Annotated in this window: 17 protein-coding genes; 5 read left to right on the top strand and 12 right to left on the bottom strand. The window is 45.9% G+C overall.

Annotation, left to right across the window (positions count from 1 at the left end; genetic code table 11):
• Nucleotides 1-73: 73 nt before the first annotated feature.
• Nucleotides 74-1,231 (bottom strand): tetratricopeptide repeat protein, encoded by a 1,158-nt coding sequence (locus H6G17_RS22125; protein ID WP_192160780.1) that lies wholly within the window; start codon nucleotides 1,229-1,231, stop codon nucleotides 74-76.
• Between the two features lie 76 nt (nucleotides 1,232-1,307).
• On the opposite strand from H6G17_RS22125, the gene H6G17_RS22120 reads away from it, so the two are divergent.
• Nucleotides 1,308-1,661, top strand: a complete 354-nt coding sequence (locus tag H6G17_RS22120; protein ID WP_192160779.1) for a DUF4288 domain-containing protein — start codon at nucleotides 1,308-1,310, stop codon at nucleotides 1,659-1,661.
• A 174-nt stretch (nucleotides 1,662-1,835) separates the two neighbouring features.
• Here H6G17_RS22120 and murF read toward each other — a convergent pair whose 3' ends face one another.
• The 5 genes from murF to H6G17_RS22095 form a co-directional block, all read right to left on the bottom strand.
• Nucleotides 1,836-3,191, bottom strand: a complete 1,356-nt coding sequence (gene murF / locus H6G17_RS22115) for a UDP-N-acetylmuramoyl-tripeptide--D-alanyl-D-alanine ligase (protein WP_192160778.1) — start codon at nucleotides 3,189-3,191, stop codon at nucleotides 1,836-1,838.
• A gap of 41 nt (nucleotides 3,192-3,232) precedes the next feature.
• A complete protein-coding gene (locus tag H6G17_RS22110) occupies nucleotides 3,233-3,430 on the bottom strand; it encodes a hypothetical protein (RefSeq protein ID WP_192160777.1) in 198 nt (65 codons plus the stop codon).
• Nucleotides 3,423-3,668, bottom strand: coding sequence for a hypothetical protein (locus H6G17_RS22105; protein WP_192160776.1), 246 nt, complete (start codon nucleotides 3,666-3,668; stop codon nucleotides 3,423-3,425). The genes H6G17_RS22110 and H6G17_RS22105 overlap by 8 nt, the downstream gene beginning before the upstream one ends.
• A gap of 40 nt (nucleotides 3,669-3,708) precedes the next feature.
• The gene (locus tag H6G17_RS22100; RefSeq protein WP_192160775.1) at nucleotides 3,709-4,071 is read right to left on the bottom strand and encodes a hypothetical protein; all 363 of its coding nucleotides are present in this window, start codon (nucleotides 4,069-4,071) and stop codon (nucleotides 3,709-3,711) included.
• A 142-nt stretch (nucleotides 4,072-4,213) separates the two neighbouring features.
• Entirely contained in the window at nucleotides 4,214-5,110 is an 897-nt protein-coding gene (locus H6G17_RS22095) for an AraC family transcriptional regulator (protein WP_192160774.1), read from the bottom strand.
• Nucleotides 5,111-5,292: 182 nt separating this feature from the next.
• Here H6G17_RS22095 and H6G17_RS22090 point away from each other — a divergent pair, with 182 nt between their 5' ends.
• Nucleotides 5,293-5,949: an FMN-dependent NADH-azoreductase gene (locus H6G17_RS22090; protein WP_192160773.1), complete on the top strand. Its 657-nt coding sequence runs from the start codon at nucleotides 5,293-5,295 to the stop codon at nucleotides 5,947-5,949.
• Here the strand turns inward: H6G17_RS22090 and H6G17_RS22085 are convergent.
• The 3 genes from H6G17_RS22085 to H6G17_RS22075 form a co-directional block, all read right to left on the bottom strand.
• Nucleotides 5,915-6,052 carry a hypothetical protein gene (locus H6G17_RS22085; protein WP_192160772.1) on the bottom strand — a complete coding sequence of 46 codons (138 nt, stop codon included), beginning with the start codon at nucleotides 6,050-6,052 and terminating at the stop codon, nucleotides 5,915-5,917. The genes H6G17_RS22090 and H6G17_RS22085 overlap by 35 nt on opposite strands.
• A gap of 198 nt (nucleotides 6,053-6,250) precedes the next feature.
• On the bottom strand, nucleotides 6,251-7,165 hold the full coding sequence (locus H6G17_RS22080) for a histone deacetylase (RefSeq protein ID WP_192160771.1): 915 nt from the start codon (nucleotides 7,163-7,165) through the stop codon (nucleotides 6,251-6,253).
• Between the two features lie 105 nt (nucleotides 7,166-7,270).
• On the bottom strand, nucleotides 7,271-7,498 hold the full coding sequence (locus tag H6G17_RS22075; RefSeq protein WP_192160770.1) for a hypothetical protein: 228 nt from the start codon (nucleotides 7,496-7,498) through the stop codon (nucleotides 7,271-7,273).
• Nucleotides 7,499-7,768: 270 nt separating this feature from the next.
• Between H6G17_RS22075 and gyrA the strand changes: the two genes are divergently transcribed.
• Together gyrA and lnt are read left to right on the top strand one after the other, a co-directional pair.
• Nucleotides 7,769-10,348 carry a DNA topoisomerase (ATP-hydrolyzing) subunit A gene (gyrA, locus tag H6G17_RS22070; protein ID WP_192160769.1) on the top strand — a complete coding sequence of 860 codons (2,580 nt, stop codon included), beginning with the start codon at nucleotides 7,769-7,771 and terminating at the stop codon, nucleotides 10,346-10,348.
• 91 nt (nucleotides 10,349-10,439) lie between these two features.
• Nucleotides 10,440-12,092, top strand: coding sequence for an apolipoprotein N-acyltransferase (gene lnt, locus H6G17_RS22065; protein WP_192160784.1), 1,653 nt, complete (start codon nucleotides 10,440-10,442; stop codon nucleotides 12,090-12,092).
• Between the two features lie 42 nt (nucleotides 12,093-12,134).
• On the opposite strand, the gene H6G17_RS22060 is transcribed toward lnt, so the two are convergent.
• From H6G17_RS22060 to H6G17_RS22050, 3 genes are all read right to left on the bottom strand, one after another.
• Nucleotides 12,135-12,701: a Uma2 family endonuclease gene (locus tag H6G17_RS22060; RefSeq protein WP_192160768.1), complete on the bottom strand. Its 567-nt coding sequence runs from the start codon at nucleotides 12,699-12,701 to the stop codon at nucleotides 12,135-12,137.
• An 81-nt stretch (nucleotides 12,702-12,782) separates the two neighbouring features.
• On the bottom strand, nucleotides 12,783-13,760 hold the full coding sequence (locus H6G17_RS22055; protein WP_192160767.1) for a DUF4335 domain-containing protein: 978 nt from the start codon (nucleotides 13,758-13,760) through the stop codon (nucleotides 12,783-12,785).
• A complete protein-coding gene (locus tag H6G17_RS22050; RefSeq protein ID WP_192160766.1) occupies nucleotides 13,757-14,383 on the bottom strand; it encodes a DUF3038 domain-containing protein in 627 nt (208 codons plus the stop codon). The genes H6G17_RS22055 and H6G17_RS22050 overlap by 4 nt, the downstream gene beginning before the upstream one ends.
• A gap of 359 nt (nucleotides 14,384-14,742) precedes the next feature.
• Between H6G17_RS22050 and H6G17_RS22045 the strand changes: the two genes are divergently transcribed.
• On the top strand, nucleotides 14,743-15,261 hold the full coding sequence (locus H6G17_RS22045; RefSeq protein ID WP_192160765.1) for an adenine phosphoribosyltransferase: 519 nt from the start codon (nucleotides 14,743-14,745) through the stop codon (nucleotides 15,259-15,261).
• Nucleotides 15,262-15,354: the final 93 nt, after the last annotated feature.

Genomic DNA, 15,354 nt, shown 5'->3' with positions numbered 1-15,354 from the left:
TTGGGCAGAGGCTGACATATGGCGAGCGTCTTTGAGTTTCATGGCACACTCCAGACTTAGCTACTTTTTTATGTTAACTAATCCCTGCTCTGGTTAGTAACTGAATAATTTTAGAATAGTCTTGAATAGCTCCCTGGCGATCGCCAATTTTCAAACGAGCCGCAGCTCTATTCATATATGCAGCTTTGTCGTCCGGCTTCATCTTGAGTACTTGAGTATAATCTTCTATGACTGCTCGATAATCCCCAATTGCTTCATGAATTTGAGCTTGATACGCATAAGTACCAGCTGCATCGGGATGAACGTTATCAGGATGAGTTAATTTAAGCCGCCTAACTTGACTGAGATCGGCAACTGCACCTCGAAAATCCTTCATGTTTTGGCGCGTCATGGCTCTATAAAAGTAGAGCATGGCATCATTAGGAGTGAGGCGGATTGCTTGAGTATAATCTTCGATTGCTCCTTGAAAATCTCCTCTTCCTTCACGGTTGAGAGCGCGATAACGATATGTATCGGCGTTATTTGGTTGAACTTTAGCAGCCTGCGCTTCATCGGCTAAAGCTCCTTGTGGATCTCCCAGAGCAGATCGGAGTCTAGCCCGTTGTAGATATGATAAGGCATCTGTTGGATTCAGTTGTAAGACGCGATCGAAATCTGCTAACGCTCCCTTTTTATCTTGTAGTTCGCTCTCGCGAAGATTAGCTCTACTGAAATAAGCTGCAATACGATCGGGATTGAGTCGAATTGTTTGGTTAAAATCTTCAATTGCTTTTTCTACTTCACCACTATTGCTGAGAATCTCACCTCGCTCGTAGTACGCATCGGCGTAATTGGGATCGAGTTGAATTGCTTGAGTTAAATCTTGAATTGCTCCTTCACTATCGGAATTTTCGTACTCACCATCTTCATCTGGTTGATAACGAGTTAATGCTCTTTGATAATAAGCTTCAGGATATTGAGGTTTGAGCCGAATCGCTTCCGTAAAGTCAGCGATCGCTCCTTTATAATTTCCCTGCTTAGCCTTTGCCAAACCTCGGTAGTAAAAAGCTTCAGCGTCTGTAAAAACTCGTTTTTTAGAGTTTTTAGAGAGCGTTTGCGCAAGATTGAGATAAGTTTTAATAGCAGGTTTCTCTTGAGTAGAAGGTAATGGAGCGTTACTCATGGGTAATATTTGCCCAAAGGCGATCGCGGCTATTCCCGCCGAGGCGATCGCGTTAAATACTAGAATCATTACTTAAATGTACGGTATAAATAATTACTTAGTATTATGCCATATGTTTAGTTAGAAACTGGGAGAGGAGATATTAATGACAGTTGATAGGGATATCAAAGAAGCTTCTTTCTACATCGCCGTGGTTTTATTTGAATCATCATCAAGTGCGCCAAACAATCGACCTTTATACGAAGAATGTTTTATACTCATCCAAGCGAATTCTTTAGAGGAAGCTAGAGAAAAGGCTTTGCTTTACAGCCGCCAACAAGGATGCAGCTATCAGAATCAGTACAATGACACTATCACTTGGACTTGCAAGCAGATAATTGATGTAAATTCAGTTTTGTACGATGATTTTAGCGACGTTACGGAAATCTATGCCCGACATTTTCGGAATTACGAAGCCTATTGTCAATTCGAGCCATATTTATCGAGTGAAGAACTTTAACCATTGACTTTTTAGCTGAGACAAGATCCCCCCTAACCCCCCTTAAAAAAGGAGGGAACTTTTGCCTCTATTCAAATTGGATAGCCAAGCGCGACAATTTACGGAAGCATCTCTAAAAAAAGAGAAACTAGTAGCCCCCTTTGTAAGGGGGTTGGGGGATCGAGATCTCAGATTTCAGGTGCAAAACTCCTGTCGAAATTGTTCTACCACCCGATCCAAACCTACGGAATGAGCAGCCTTAAATAAAATGCGATCGCCGGCTTTCACTCCTCCTCCTCCTTTCAACCGCTCGACTAATTCCGCAGGGGTAGCACAACGCTCTACAGGTATACCCGCCGCACTCTGCGCGATCGCTTCTGCATCCGTACCATCTACCAAAACCAGCAGTAAATCTAAATTTAACTGCCGTGCCATTGCCCCAACTTTCTGATGGAATTCTCGCGATCGCTCTCCCAATTCTTTCATCGCACCCAACACCGCAATGTGTCGCTTTCCTGGTGTTTGTGCTAGTAGTTGTAACGCTGCTAGCATAGCTTCTGGTGCAGCATTATAACTCTCATCTAAGATTACCACGTCATCTGCTAATTCATAACGTTGCGATCGCCCTGATGGCATATCGACAGTTAAACCTGTTTTTAGCACCGACCAATCGATCTGCAACACCTTTGCTACTGCCAGAGCTGCCAAGAAATTGAGGGCATTGTGTCGTCCTGGTAAGGGTAAAGGCAGCTCTAATCCTGCTACTTTTAAAGTTTGAGAATCGAGTAATTCTCCTCGAATGTCTCCCCCTTCTAAACCGTAGGTAATAGTTTTTCCCTGCCATACGGTGTTAGCAGTAGAAATTAAGCGAGAATTATCGTAGTTGAGAATTGCCACGCTATTTTGAGGCATTTCGGCTAATAGTTCGCATTTTGCTTGCGCGATCGCCTCTTCAGAACCCAAGCGTTCGATATGTGCCGTGCCGACATTAGTAATGACACCAATAGTAGGACGAGCAATTTGAGTTAATAAGGCAATTTCACCCCTTCCTCGCATTGCCATTTCAATGACGGCAAAGTCATGCTGAGTATCCAGTCCCAACAATGTTTTTGGTACGCCGATTTCGTTGTTGAAATTTGCATGGGTTTTGAGGACGTTGCCCTGAGTTCCCAAGACAGATGCAATTAACTCCTTAGTGGTGGTTTTACCGACAGAACCAGTTACACCAATAACGGGAATATGAAACTGACTGCGCCACCAAGAGGCAATTTGTTGATACGCCTGAAGGGTATCTCGTACCTGCAATACAGGTAAATCACCTTGATAGTGTCCGTCAACAATTGCCGCGATCGCACCTTTTTCAACTGCCGTTGCGACAAATCCATGTCCGTCGAACTTTTCCCCTCGCAAAGCCACAAATATATCTCCAGGCTTGAGGCTGCGCGTATCGGTGTTAATTCCCGTACAAGTTGAAGCTAAAGCATTGTCAGAAAGGTTTTGCAGCTGAGCAGCCAATATAGTAACGAGTTGGTTGAGGGGAGTGTGGAACATGATTGGGGGAGTCGGGAGTTGGGAGTGAGAACAAATACCTGCTATTTCCTTCGTACTGAAGAGGCTATATCAGCTTTCCATCTTTCCTCATCTTGAGGCGTGTCGTTGTAGAGAATTCCTTTTTCTTCCATGCGTCCGATCGACTCTGCATAGAGATCTGAATTAGTCTGCATTTCACCCTTTTCTAATCGCTTTACCAGTTCTCGATCTGAGATTGCACGATAGTTAAAGTCAGACATAAAATTCTCTCCGAATCCATTCTCCACTGTGTCTAATAGTATAGAGGCAGCGCCAATTACTGTTAGTTGCGTGTTCAAAACTCAACGCTAGCACTCCACCTAGTACCAACTCAACATATCTAAGCAGCGGACGGTGAAGCGTCTTCACCGGCTTTAGCTGCGTTGTGCGCCATTGCAGTACCAATTCAGGGCGAAGTGCTGCAAACAAGCGTCTGAGTTGAATTTCATTCGGTTCCACTAATTTTCTCCTCCACCATTAGGGGAGACAAGACTAATAACTAGTCGCTGTTTTTTACCCCTTGATTCAGTAACAGTTTGCCATCGGCATCAATGCTAAAGTCTACACCAGGAATAAATTTTTGGTTAATTAACTGCTTGTAAAACGCTAAATTGGTAATTTTTCTAATTTCCTGCATGAGATCGGTAGGAATCAGCCGTTCTATAGTCCACAAAACGGCATCAATATCAAACCAAAGGATACGCTCAATACCTATAAGTAATAAACCCGCCAATTCTTCACTTGTCAGTTTAGTTCTTAAATCGCTAATAATATCGTTACCAATCTCTGAATTACGAGTCATCATGACTCTAGCAATTCTGGCAATTTCTGTTTCTAATTGTAAAGGGTTGCGATCGCGCATTTGACTTCCTGGGATATAGAGCTGAAGCTAAACCGAGCAAAAACGTGCTGATGGTTTTGCTAAGTATATCCAAATTAGGAGACAAATAGACCCTAAGATAGATGATTAATTTGTGTAGCTGCGAAATTTATTTGTCCAAGCTTCAACGAAAATTGATGCGGTACATTTTAGGAGTGACTCCTGTTTGCTGCCGAAACCATTTGCCTAAATGACTGTGACTGCTGAAACCACACTGCAAAGCGATGTCCATAATGGATAGTTCGGTTTGTTTGAGTAACTGCTTTGCTTGTTCCACCCGTTGCTGAAGCACGTATTGGTGAGGGGTAACTTGTATCGATCGCTTGAAGAGGCGGCTGAAATGAAATGGACTCATACCGAGTAATTGAGCTAAATCGGATAAGGTAATGTCGTCAGCCAGATGAGCATTAATGTAGTCCGCGACTTTCAGCAGTTGGCGATCGCTCAATCCCCCATCATATAGAGCTATATTACGCTCGACAGCCACGTAATTTCTGAGTAAATGCACGGCTAATACATTTGTCAGTGACTCAACATAAAGTTTTCCTGCCAGTCCCCCAGTTGTGAGTTCGGCAAGCAGCATCATGCTAATTTGTTCGATCTGAGGATTTCGAGCGCGAAATTCGGGCAGCAACTCAACGCGATCGGGATCGAGCTTGAGTGTATCTTGGGCAACCTGTTGGAAAAACTGAGATGCTAGCTGAATTCTTAAAATTCTGTCTTCGTCATTTCCCTGACAGATTAGTACGGCTTCAGCAGGCGTAATAGAAATATCGCCTTGGCTGAAAAGACCGCTATGACGACGATCTCCAAGTGTTAGTGACAGACGGGACGGACGACGATTTAAAGATACACAAAGGGTATGGCTAGTTAAATTTTGATAGGTTTCTTGCCCTGGAGGATATCGAAATTCCTCAACCAAAATATTTTTCCAACCGTACGCTTGACTGGAATAGATTGGCGGATAAAGATCGGTGTTAAGCTGAACGATCCGCGTCGGCGATCTCTCTAAACCTGGCATCTAGTTACCCAATCTCTTACACCTTCAATTATCAGTCACAGGTCACTGATAACTGAATAACTGATTCAAAGTCGCCGCAAGATTGTGATAGTCGCGCAAGGTTTGAGTAGTCCAGAATTTTCGACTTGGCTAAATTGTAGGGTACGAGCAACTACTACAGCAATAAAGCATTAGGAGATCTGATGGCACGTATTCTACACATTGATTCCAGTCCGAGAGGAGAGCGATCCCATTCTCGCAGGCTCACCAGAGAATTCGTTGAAACCTGGAAGCAAAATCATCCAGCTGATATTGTTACCTATCGCGATGTCGGTCGCAATCCCGTTCCTCATGTTGACGAACCGTGGATCGCAGCTGCTTTTACACCGCCAGAACAACGAACCCCTGAATTACAAGAGGCAATTCGGATTAGCGATCGCCTAGTGGACGAATTCTTAGCCGCCGATCTCTATATTATTGGTATTCCCATGTATAATTTCAGCGTTCCCAGCACGCTCAAGGCTTACATTGACCAAATTGTACGCCCTAGACGAACATTTGTGTTTGAACCAGAGGATGCTGCAAATCCTTATAAACCACTAGTACTAGGTAAGAAAATGTTTATCATTACGGCGCGAGGTGATTCTGGCTTTGGAAGTGGCGAACGTAATGAAAAGCTGAATCATCAAGACCCTTATTTAAGAACGATCTTTGGATTTATTGGCATCACCGACATCAGCTTTATTTCTGTCGAGAATGATGAGTTTGGTGGCGAGAGTTTGGCTCAATCGATCGCTAACGCTCAAGCAAAAATCGCCGAGTTAGTTATGGATGATGCTCTTTTTCAATTGATTCGATAACTGCTAATCCAATGGCAGAAGCCGATAAAAGCAGTACTACAGAAACCAGATAGGCGTTGACAAAAATGCGTAAGGCTGTATCGAAAAAAATGTACGTAGTCATTTTTACTTGCTTTGGCTCAACTTAGGAGTTGATGCGATTGACTTTTCTATTTACCCATCTGTCTGGGTGAGAGTTCCACCGAGAGATTACTGTAATTAATTTTCTTTTTAGATACCACCTCTGTGATTGTACGGAGGGAAGCTGACAGTGGCTAGTGGCGCTTTGGTTAGTGAGTAGTTGATTCCGACTCCCGGCTCCCTAAAAAAGACACCGTTCGATGGTAGCTACGACAGATTGAGATAGGGCAGGGAGATCGTAACCTCCTTCTAGACCGAAGACAATCCGGTGAGTAATCTTAAGACAAAATTCCGTAAATAATCCGTAATCTTGCGGTTGCAGGTACATTTCTGCTAGAGGATCGGCGGCGTTAGCGTCGTATCCAGCACTGACAATCAGTAGATCGGGTTGAAACTGAGTTAAAAATGGCATCACTTGAGTTTCAAACACTGGTTGGTAGTCAGCAATCGTGCTACCTGGGGGGAGGGGTAGGTTGAGGACGTTGTTGTATGCTCCTGTTTCGGTAGCTGTACCAGTGCCAGGATAGCAGGGAGACTGATGTAAGGAACAAAAAGCAATTTGCGGGTGATTCTCCACGATCGCTTGAGTTCCGTTACCGTGGTGTACATCCCAATCTAGAATTGCCACGCGGTTGATGTTGGGCTGTTCTAGGGCATAATGAGCGGCGATCGCCGCATTGGAAAATAAACAAAATCCCATGCCGCGATCGCTTTCGGCATGGTGTCCAGGCGGACGAGAAAGGACAAAAGCAGGGTTATTTGTTGCTAGCGTGTAATCGATCCCATCCAACCATGCATTGACTGCTAATAGTGCTACATCGTAGCTACGGGGAGATACAGGAGTATCGAGATCCAAATAACCACCACCTTGGGTGGCAAGTTCTCGAACAGATTGGATGTGATGGGGTGAATGGACTTTTTCCAACCACGCGATCGCCCTTTGGGAGTCTGTCACAGGCGATCGCCATTCTAGTTGGTGAGCAAAGCTAGTATCTTGTAAAGCAGATGCGATCGCGCTGATGCGTTCTGGTTTTTCTGGGTGAAATCGTCCCGTTTTGTGTTCGAGAAACTCGTCAGAATAGATGACAGCCAACATATCTAAATCCTTATTGATTCATCAGATTAGCGCGTTGTGGTTGTCATTAGTCATTAGTCATTCGTCATTTGTCATTTGTCACGCACCCCTCTTTGCCACTACTCACTACTCACTGTCCGTCGGCATAATGTCATCGCGCAAATCTTCGCCACTATTGAGCATTTCTGGCGACACGGCTTGATTTGCCCGCAGTTCTTCAGGACTGAGTTGCTTCATTTGGTCGTGAATCGAAGGCGGGTGTTTAATTTTATCCAGTACCTCTGGATCGAGTTGCGATGGATCTCCTGGGGGATTTTGCTTTTCTGCTTGATTTGGAGCCGTTTCACTGCTCATATCTAATTCTTACCTCTACACGCCCCAGCTTAAAAGCGATCGTCCTCTAGCACACACTATCTTGAGGCTTAAATTCAGTTGTCAGTTCTCAGTTATCAGTAACCAACTACCAACTACCTATTACCCATTACCCATTACCAACCAATCCCTAGCAAAATATGATAAAATTTTGATATAATTTACAGCTTTTTGGCAGCTAAACCGAAGATTTAGTAACATCTTGGGCATTATCTGCCGAGAATCGACGAATTTGGAGTTTTTTGCAAAGATATGACCATCATTCCAACCGATCTGCGGAACGAAATGTCGCGGTCTTACCTGGAATACGCCATGAGCGTAATTGTAGGTAGGGCGCTACCAGATGCCAGGGATGGTCTGAAACCCGTGCATCGCCGAATTCTTTACGCCATGCATGAGTTGGGATTAACGGCAGACCGTCCGTTCCGTAAATGCGCCCGTGTTGTGGGGGAGGTACTAGGTAAATATCATCCCCACGGCGATACGGCTGTGTATGATGCCTTGGTACGGATGGCGCAGGATTTCTCCATGCGATCGCCCCTGATTGCAGGGCATGGTAACTTTGGCTCGGTGGATAACGATCCCCCAGCGGCAATGCGTTACACCGAATGTCGCTTGCAGGCATTAACTGAAAATGCTTTGTTACAGGACATTGAAGCCGAAACTGTAGACTTTATCGACAACTTCGACGGTTCCCAGCAGGAACCGATTGTTTTACCTGCGAGAATTCCCCAACTGTTGCTCAACGGGTCTTCGGGAATTGCCGTGGGGATGGCGACAAATATTCCGCCGCATAACTTGGGCGAATTAATTGACGGTGTAGTGGCGCTGATCCACAATCCAGAAATTAGCGATCGCCAGTTGATGCAATATATCCCTGGTCCCGACTTCCCTACGGGGGGAAAAATCTTGGGAACGTCGGGGATTCACGAAGCGTTTACCACTGGTCGCGGTTCAATTACGATGCGCGGCGTGGCGGAGATCGAAACGGTCGAACAACGAGGACGACCGGAACGGGAAGCAATTATTATTACTCAACTGCCTTACCAAACTAATAAGGCAGCCTTAATTGAAAAAATTGCCGAACTCGTTAACGACAAACGGATTGAAGGGATTGCCGATATTCGGGATGAAAGCGATCGCGATGGCATGAGAATTGTCATCGAACTTAAGCGCGATGCCTATCCCCGCGTCGTCCTCAACAACCTCTACAAGCAAACTCCGCTTCAAGCTAACTTTGGTGCGAATATGCTGGCGTTGGTCAACAACGAACCCCAGCTATTGACTTTAAAACAGTTTCTGCAAGTCTTCTTAGAGTTTCGCGTTGAATCAATTACCCGTCGCACTCGCTACGAACTGAGGAAAGCTGAAGAACGGGATCATATCCTGCAAGGGTTACTGATTGCCTTACTCAACCTAGACGAGATCATTGCTGCAATCCGCAGTGCTGCCGATACAACTACGGCAAAACAGCAATTAATCGACACTCATGGACTATCGGAAGCCCAAGCTGATGCAATTTTACAAATGCAGTTGCGGCGACTGACAGCACTAGAAGCAGAGAAAATTCGTCAAGAACACGAAGATTTACAAGTCCAGATTGCCGATTTAAAAGATATCTTGGCACGACGGGAACGGATTTTAGAAATCATCGAAACTGAAATCACCCAAATCAAACAAGCCCACGCCACCCCTCGCCGCACGGAAATCGAACCTGCTGAAGGGGAATTCGATGCGATTGACTTAATCGCCAACGAGAAAGCAGTGATTCTGCTGACGGAACAAGGCTACATCAAGCGGATGCCCTTAGATACCTTTGAAGCTCAAAGTCGGGCAACGCGCGGTAAATCGGGGACGCGAATGAAAGAGGATGATGGTGTCGATCACTTCCTCACCTGCTGCGACCACGACAGCGTTTTATTCTTCAGCGATCGCGGTGTGGTCTACTCCCTCAAAGCCTATCAAATTCCAGTGGGATCGCGTACCAGTCGGGGCGTACCGATCGTGCAAATGCTACCGATCCCCAAAGAAGAAAGGATTACTTCCATCGTCCCAGTCAGCGAATTTAGCAGCGATGAATATCTGGTGATGCTAACTAAAGGCGGTTACATCAAGAAAACCGAACTCGCAGCTTTCACCAATATTCGGGCAAACGGATTGATTGCAATTTCCCTAGAAGAAGGCGATCAATTGCGTTGGGTACGTAGGGCGCGAGTCGAAGATAGTATTATCATCGGTTCTCGCTTTGGCATGGCAATTCACTTTAGAACCAGTCACGAACAATTGCGTCCTTTGGGTAGAGCCACTCGTGGCGTAAAAGCCATGAAACTGCGAGAGGGAGACGAACTAATCGGCATGGATATCATTGCCAGTGCCGTACTCGCTGCTTCGCACATGGAAGAAGCCGATCCCGCTGAAGCCGAAGTTGAAGAAACCGAAATCGTCGAAACCGAAACCGAGGAAAATGGCGAAATAGCTAATGCTACTCAAGGTCCTTGGGTATTGATTGTGACAATGGCAGGATATGGCAAGCGCGTCCCCGTCTCCCAATTCAAGTTGTACAATCGTGCCACCAAAGGCAAAATTGCGACGAAATTCAAGCAAAATCGCAAATTCAAAGACAAGCTAGCAGCCTTGATGGTAGTCAATGAAGGCGACGAATTAATGCTGATCACGACTCGCGGCATTATCATTCGTCAATCCACCGATGCCATCCCCCGCCAATCGCGCAGTGCGACAGGCGTAAGAGTACAACGCTTGGACGAAGACGATGCGATCGCGGCTGTAGCTCTAGTTCCATCTGATGTCAGCGATGAAGCGGCTGCGTGTTAGGCAAGAGGCAAGAGGCAAGAGGCAAGAGGAAAAGACCGCACCTCTGACCTCGTACCTCCCACCTCTTGTCTCTCTAATCAGTGGAATTTTAATGGGGATAACGGTTGCCCCTGTAGGAGCCTGGTATCTCGCTTGGATTGCTCTGGCTCCTTTGTGGGTATTAGTTGTTAAATCTCCCGACTCCAGTAAGGGCGGGTTTAGAAACCCGCCCTTACCGATTCTCTGCTCCCTCCTCTGGGGCATTGGCTATCACGGAATTGCCCTGTTTTGGATTACGGGCATTCATCCTATGACTTGGATGGGTGTACCGTGGTTGAGTAGTCTGGCGATCGCCCTTTTCTGCTGGATCTTCATTACCCTCTGGGGAGCTGCCTTAGTAGTTGGCTGGGGCGTTGGCATGAAAGCACTACTAAATTGGCGAATTCCCACTTTAAAATCCCTACTCCCAAACGCAAAAACATCAAAAACCCTTAGCGCCTTTGCTACGGACACTTTCCTCAACGGGGGGAACCCCCGCACGGAAGTGTCCTCGTCTTTGCGTGACAAAATTCCCATTAACCTTGTCCGCCTTATCGTTGGTGTTGCCCTTTGGTGCGGCTTAGAAAGCCTGTGGAGTGCTGGACCCTTGTGGTGGTCTTCGCTTTCCTACACCCAAAGCCCCCACAACCTACCCATTCTTCATCTCGGTCAACTGTCTGGCGCGAGTGCTGTTACGGCTGCGATCATGGCTGTGAATGGATTATTTGCCGAAGCTTGGATTGAGATCGTACGGGCGTACAGCTGTGCGCCCGTACAAGGGAGTCGAAAATCTCTTGCTTTTTGCCTTTTACCTTTTGCCTTCTGTCTTTCATTACACCTTTTGGGCTACAGCTTGTATAGCCGTCCCCTGATTCACTCTCCAGACACGGCTCTCAAAGTTGGGATCGTTCAGGGTAACGTCCCGAATAAAATCAAACTTTATCCCGAAGGCTTTCGGAAGGCGATCGAAGGTTATACAAATGGCTACCAAACTTTAGCAGATCGGGGAGTCGATGCAGTTTTAACTCCAGAAGGAGCTTTACCTTTTCGCTGGCATGACGTTCAACGCACTTCTTTTTACTCAGCGGTTGAAGAAAGAGGCGTAGTTGCTTGGTTGGGATTGTTTGGCGACAAAGAAGGAGGCTATACAAACAGTATTTTCACCCTACTAAGTAACGGACAGATTTTTAGTCGTTACGACAAATCAAAATTAGTGCCAATTGGCGAATACGTTCCGTTTCAAGAAATTTTAGGTGGGATTGTTTCTCGACTCTCACCCCTTGACGAGCATCAATTAGCAGGTGCGCCAGATCAATTATTCGATACTCCTTTCGGTAGAGCAATTATTGGAATTTGTTACGAATCTGCCTTTCCCGAACGATTTCGCTATCAAGCCGCTGCTGGAGGGCAATTTATCCTCAGCCCTTCCAACGATGCTCATTACAGTGCTGCGATGCCAGCTCAACACCATGCTTTAGATATCATGCGAGCAATTGAAACTGACAGATGGGCTGTGCGTGCTGTCAATACCGGATATTCTGCTTTTGTCGATCCTCACGGTAAAACGGTTTGGATATCGGGACACAATACTTATGAAATTCATTCCGAAACTATTTATCGCCGTCAAACCAAAACTTTATACGTGCGTTGGGGCGATTGGTTGACACCGATGTTGATGGTTGTGGCTATTGTCGTTTGGCTGGTAGAACTTATTGGACAAGTTTAGGTTTTAGGGTTTTAGATCGTATATGAGAAGGTAGCGATCGCCCTACTCTATAGGTAACTCAAATCCAGGTAAAATCTCTTCTCCAGAGAGGACGGAAGGTAAAAATATAACTTCTACAGGCTGGTTGGCGCGATAAATTTCTACTTGGCTGTTTTGAGGGTTAATTAACCAACCCAAACGCAAACCATTAGCCAAATATTCTTGCATTTTCTCTTGTAATGGTTTTAGCATATCGGTGCGAGAGCGCAATTCAATTGTAAAATCTGGGCATATGGGAGGAAACTTTTCTCGTTCTTCTGGAGTTAGAGCCTCCCATCGTTCCAATCTTATCCAAGCAGCATCAGGAGAACGGTTGGCACCATTTGGGAGGCGAAAAATTGTCGAGGAACTAAAGACTTTTCCTAGCTTGGTTTGACGATTCCAATTATTCAAATCTGTTATCAGATCTGCTTCTTGATTGCCGCTTGCTCCTCCTACGGGTGGCACAATAATTAACTCTCCTTTGGCATTAAGCTCTAAATTCAACTCGCGATTTGCCATGCACAGTTGATAAAACTGTTCCTGAGTCAAATGCACAATTGGTTCTAAATTTAATATCACCGTATCCATAAAGAATGGTAATGGGTAATGGGTAGTTGGTAATTGTTGGTTGACAGTTTATTCTCCCTTGTCCCCCTTGTTCCCCTTGTCTCATTTCTTCGCTTCCCAAGGCTTAACCTGTACTTCTCCCTTGGGTGTAAAGGTAACTTGAAGCTGCGCTAATGATTCAGGAGTAGGATTAGCACCCGCAGTAGGCTGAGATAGTAGGCGAGGTAGGGGAGTTTGCTGGACTTGCCCGTTGGATACGTCGTTAGCCGCAACATAGCCTTTAATCGCTCCATTAGCAGCTACGCCAACGCGGTAAACTAAATCTTGACCGAGGGCTGCATTAGGCTTCCAAGCTGGTTTGAGTTGGTCGGTGAGTTTTTGCTGTAATTGCACCAATTGCAACGGATCGGTGATGGGTGGTGCGTTAGCAATGTTGGTAGATTGGGCGGATGGAGAGGTAGGTTCTGTAGGACGGCGGACAGCTTCGGGAATGGGAATTAAGAAAAAGGCGATCGCGGCTAGGGCTAATCCCGATGCGCCTACGGTGGCGGGTACGGCTTGCTTGACTAACTGCTGTCCCGATCGCACGTAGCGCCGCGAAACTGGAGCTAGTTGCAGCGTTAAATCTGGTAAGGTTTGAGTGTCGGCAAAAAACTGATCGATTGCCTCTACTAAGTCAAATAACTGTACTGTTGTCAGCTCAACTTCCTGCGTCGTGACTTCAGTGTGGCTATTTGCCTCTGATTCTTTATGACTTTCTGGCTGGACGATCAAACGATGACGATCGCGATCGATTTTTTGCAGATGTACCAAGCTAGATTCTTTGTTGTGCGCTTCTGGGTGCGTGACGTGACTCAAAAATTCTTGGGCGTAACCGCTAACAGCTGTAACCAAACTTTCAAAAAAATCTCTACCACCAGTCAAGGTTTGTTTCGCTTGGATGAGTTGACACTCAACATAGGTCAAAATCGTCAGTACGGGTCGCCCGTCAAAGGATTGGGAGTCAGTCGCGCGATCGCTCAATCCCTCTAAAACCAGCGTGCAATTTGGCAGACTGTACTTACGTTGAATCGTCGTCATTCTACTTCCCCATCAAACAAACTAATCCACAACCGCTGCATTCCCGCTGTCCCCGTACAAAATAGTAACTGTTGCAACAGCGTTAGTGCTAGTTCATCCAGCTTTTCAGGGGAATTGTAAGCTAGAACCCCAGAACGACGAGGATTCATCCGACTGCGAAAATGCGATCGAAACCTTTCGAGATAATTAGACAAGCGTAAATTTTGTTCAAGTGGAATTCCCGTATCACACATTTGCTGATATGTCAATAGCAATTGTCGAATTACTGCCGTTAACCTCCGAGCTAAATCGGCGGCGATGACGACAAGAGCTTTAGCCTCTAGTAAACTGAGGTCGCGCCGAGCGTGCGATCGCCTCAACGGATTCGTACAGCGCATTCGCCACAAGTTTACCCGATTTTTGACGATATCTTGTAGTTCTAGCTCCTGCGCTACTGCCAAGAATAATTCCGAACCACCAAGTTCTAGGGCTTCAATCGCCAGTAACATCAAATCAATTTGCAACCTCACCCTTTGAGGACACGCCCTTTCATCAACAGGTGGGTTAGGTAAACTTTCCAGCATCAGGGGGAGGGATGGGACGGTTGAACTATCTAACGGATTCGCGCTTGCGGAGACATTCATCTTAACCAAAGATATACGAGTAAATAACTAAAACCAGCCTTCACTAGATTGGCAAAATTGGCGACTGACTGTCTACTTTTAGCATAGAAGGGAGTCGGTAGGGGCGGGTTTCCAAACCCGCCCGTACAGGAGCAGAGGGGGACAAGGGAGCAATTCTAGTCACCAGTCACCCGCCACTAGTCACTGATAACTGATAACTGGTAACTGATAGTAATGTTTCCCTGATTCTCGCTCGAAATTAGCGATCGCACGTAACAATTTAAAACATCTGGAATTCTAGTGTACGATTTTTCAAAGTCTTCCTAAGTCTGCCAATATAGATAGTTGCCGTTATACTCAGCCAGTCTCGCTGACAACCTATGGATCTCAAGTCCCTGATTCGCGATATTCCCGATTTTCCTAAGTCTGGTATTTTGTTTCGAGATATTACCACTTTGCTGCGCGATGCCGCAGGGCTGCGCCATGCCATAGATAGTCTGGCTGATAAGCTGGATGGTGCGGGCTTAAATGCTGAATATATTGTAGGGATTGAGTCACGCGGCTTTATCATTGGTGCAGCTTTGGCTTATAAATTGGGCATTGGCTTCATTCCGGTGCGTAAACCTGGGAAGTTACCTTCTTTAGTTCACTCGGTTGAATACGAACTAGAGTATGGCATGGATAAGTTAGAAGTGCATCAAGATGCCTTACAGCCGGGTAGTCGAGTGTTGATTGTAGACGATTTAATTGCCACGGGGGGAACCGCCAGCGCGACGGCTAAGTTAGTGCAGCACATCGGTTGCGAGTTGGTAGGTTTTGGGTTTATTGTCGAGTTACAAGATTTAGCAGGACGACAGAACTTGCCCGACGTACCAATTGTGACGCTAGTGGAGTATTAGGTTCAATAATTGTTTTGGCTGGTATTGAAGGTTAGTGACTGGGAACACTAGATCGTCAGCAGCCACAACAACACTTTGTTGGAACCGATAATG

Origin of the sequence: Chroococcidiopsis sp. [FACHB-1243], assembly GCF_014696895.1 — a bacterium.
Lineage (GTDB): Bacteria > Cyanobacteriota > Cyanobacteriia > Cyanobacteriales > Chroococcidiopsidaceae > Chroococcidiopsis.
This window is presented reverse-complemented; position numbering and strand designations above follow the sequence as displayed.

What these genes read in the sequence shown, in the direction of transcription:
- murF (WP_192160778.1), bottom strand. Translation starts at nt 3,191, where the DNA reads ATGTTCCACACTCCCCTCAACCAACTCGTTACTATATTGGCTGCTCAG.
- H6G17_RS22055 (WP_192160767.1), bottom strand. Translation starts at nt 13,760, where the DNA reads ATGACGACGATTCAACGTAAGTACAGTCTGCCAAATTGCACGCTGGTT.
- H6G17_RS22060 (WP_192160768.1), bottom strand. Translation starts at nt 12,701, where the DNA reads ATGGATACGGTGATATTAAATTTAGAACCAATTGTGCATTTGACTCAG.
- H6G17_RS22100 (WP_192160775.1), bottom strand. Translation starts at nt 4,071, where the DNA reads ATGCGCGATCGCAACCCTTTACAATTAGAAACAGAAATTGCCAGAATT.
- H6G17_RS22075 (WP_192160770.1), bottom strand. Translation starts at nt 7,498, where the DNA reads ATGAGCAGTGAAACGGCTCCAAATCAAGCAGAAAAGCAAAATCCCCCA.
- H6G17_RS22120 (WP_192160779.1), top strand. Translation starts at nt 1,308, where the DNA reads ATGACAGTTGATAGGGATATCAAAGAAGCTTCTTTCTACATCGCCGTG.
- H6G17_RS22050 (WP_192160766.1), bottom strand. Translation starts at nt 14,383, where the DNA reads ATGAATGTCTCCGCAAGCGCGAATCCGTTAGATAGTTCAACCGTCCCA.
- H6G17_RS22045 (WP_192160765.1), top strand. Translation starts at nt 14,743, where the DNA reads ATGGATCTCAAGTCCCTGATTCGCGATATTCCCGATTTTCCTAAGTCT.
- H6G17_RS22080 (WP_192160771.1), bottom strand. Translation starts at nt 7,165, where the DNA reads ATGTTGGCTGTCATCTATTCTGACGAGTTTCTCGAACACAAAACGGGA.
- H6G17_RS22090 (WP_192160773.1), top strand. Translation starts at nt 5,293, where the DNA reads ATGGCACGTATTCTACACATTGATTCCAGTCCGAGAGGAGAGCGATCC.
- H6G17_RS22110 (WP_192160777.1), bottom strand. Translation starts at nt 3,430, where the DNA reads ATGTCTGACTTTAACTATCGTGCAATCTCAGATCGAGAACTGGTAAAG.
- H6G17_RS22085 (WP_192160772.1), bottom strand. Translation starts at nt 6,052, where the DNA reads ATGACTACGTACATTTTTTTCGATACAGCCTTACGCATTTTTGTCAAC.
- lnt (WP_192160784.1), top strand. Translation starts at nt 10,440, where the DNA reads ATGGGGATAACGGTTGCCCCTGTAGGAGCCTGGTATCTCGCTTGGATT.
- H6G17_RS22095 (WP_192160774.1), bottom strand. Translation starts at nt 5,110, where the DNA reads ATGCCAGGTTTAGAGAGATCGCCGACGCGGATCGTTCAGCTTAACACC.
- H6G17_RS22125 (WP_192160780.1), bottom strand. Translation starts at nt 1,231, where the DNA reads ATGATTCTAGTATTTAACGCGATCGCCTCGGCGGGAATAGCCGCGATC.
- gyrA (WP_192160769.1), top strand. Translation starts at nt 7,769, where the DNA reads ATGACCATCATTCCAACCGATCTGCGGAACGAAATGTCGCGGTCTTAC.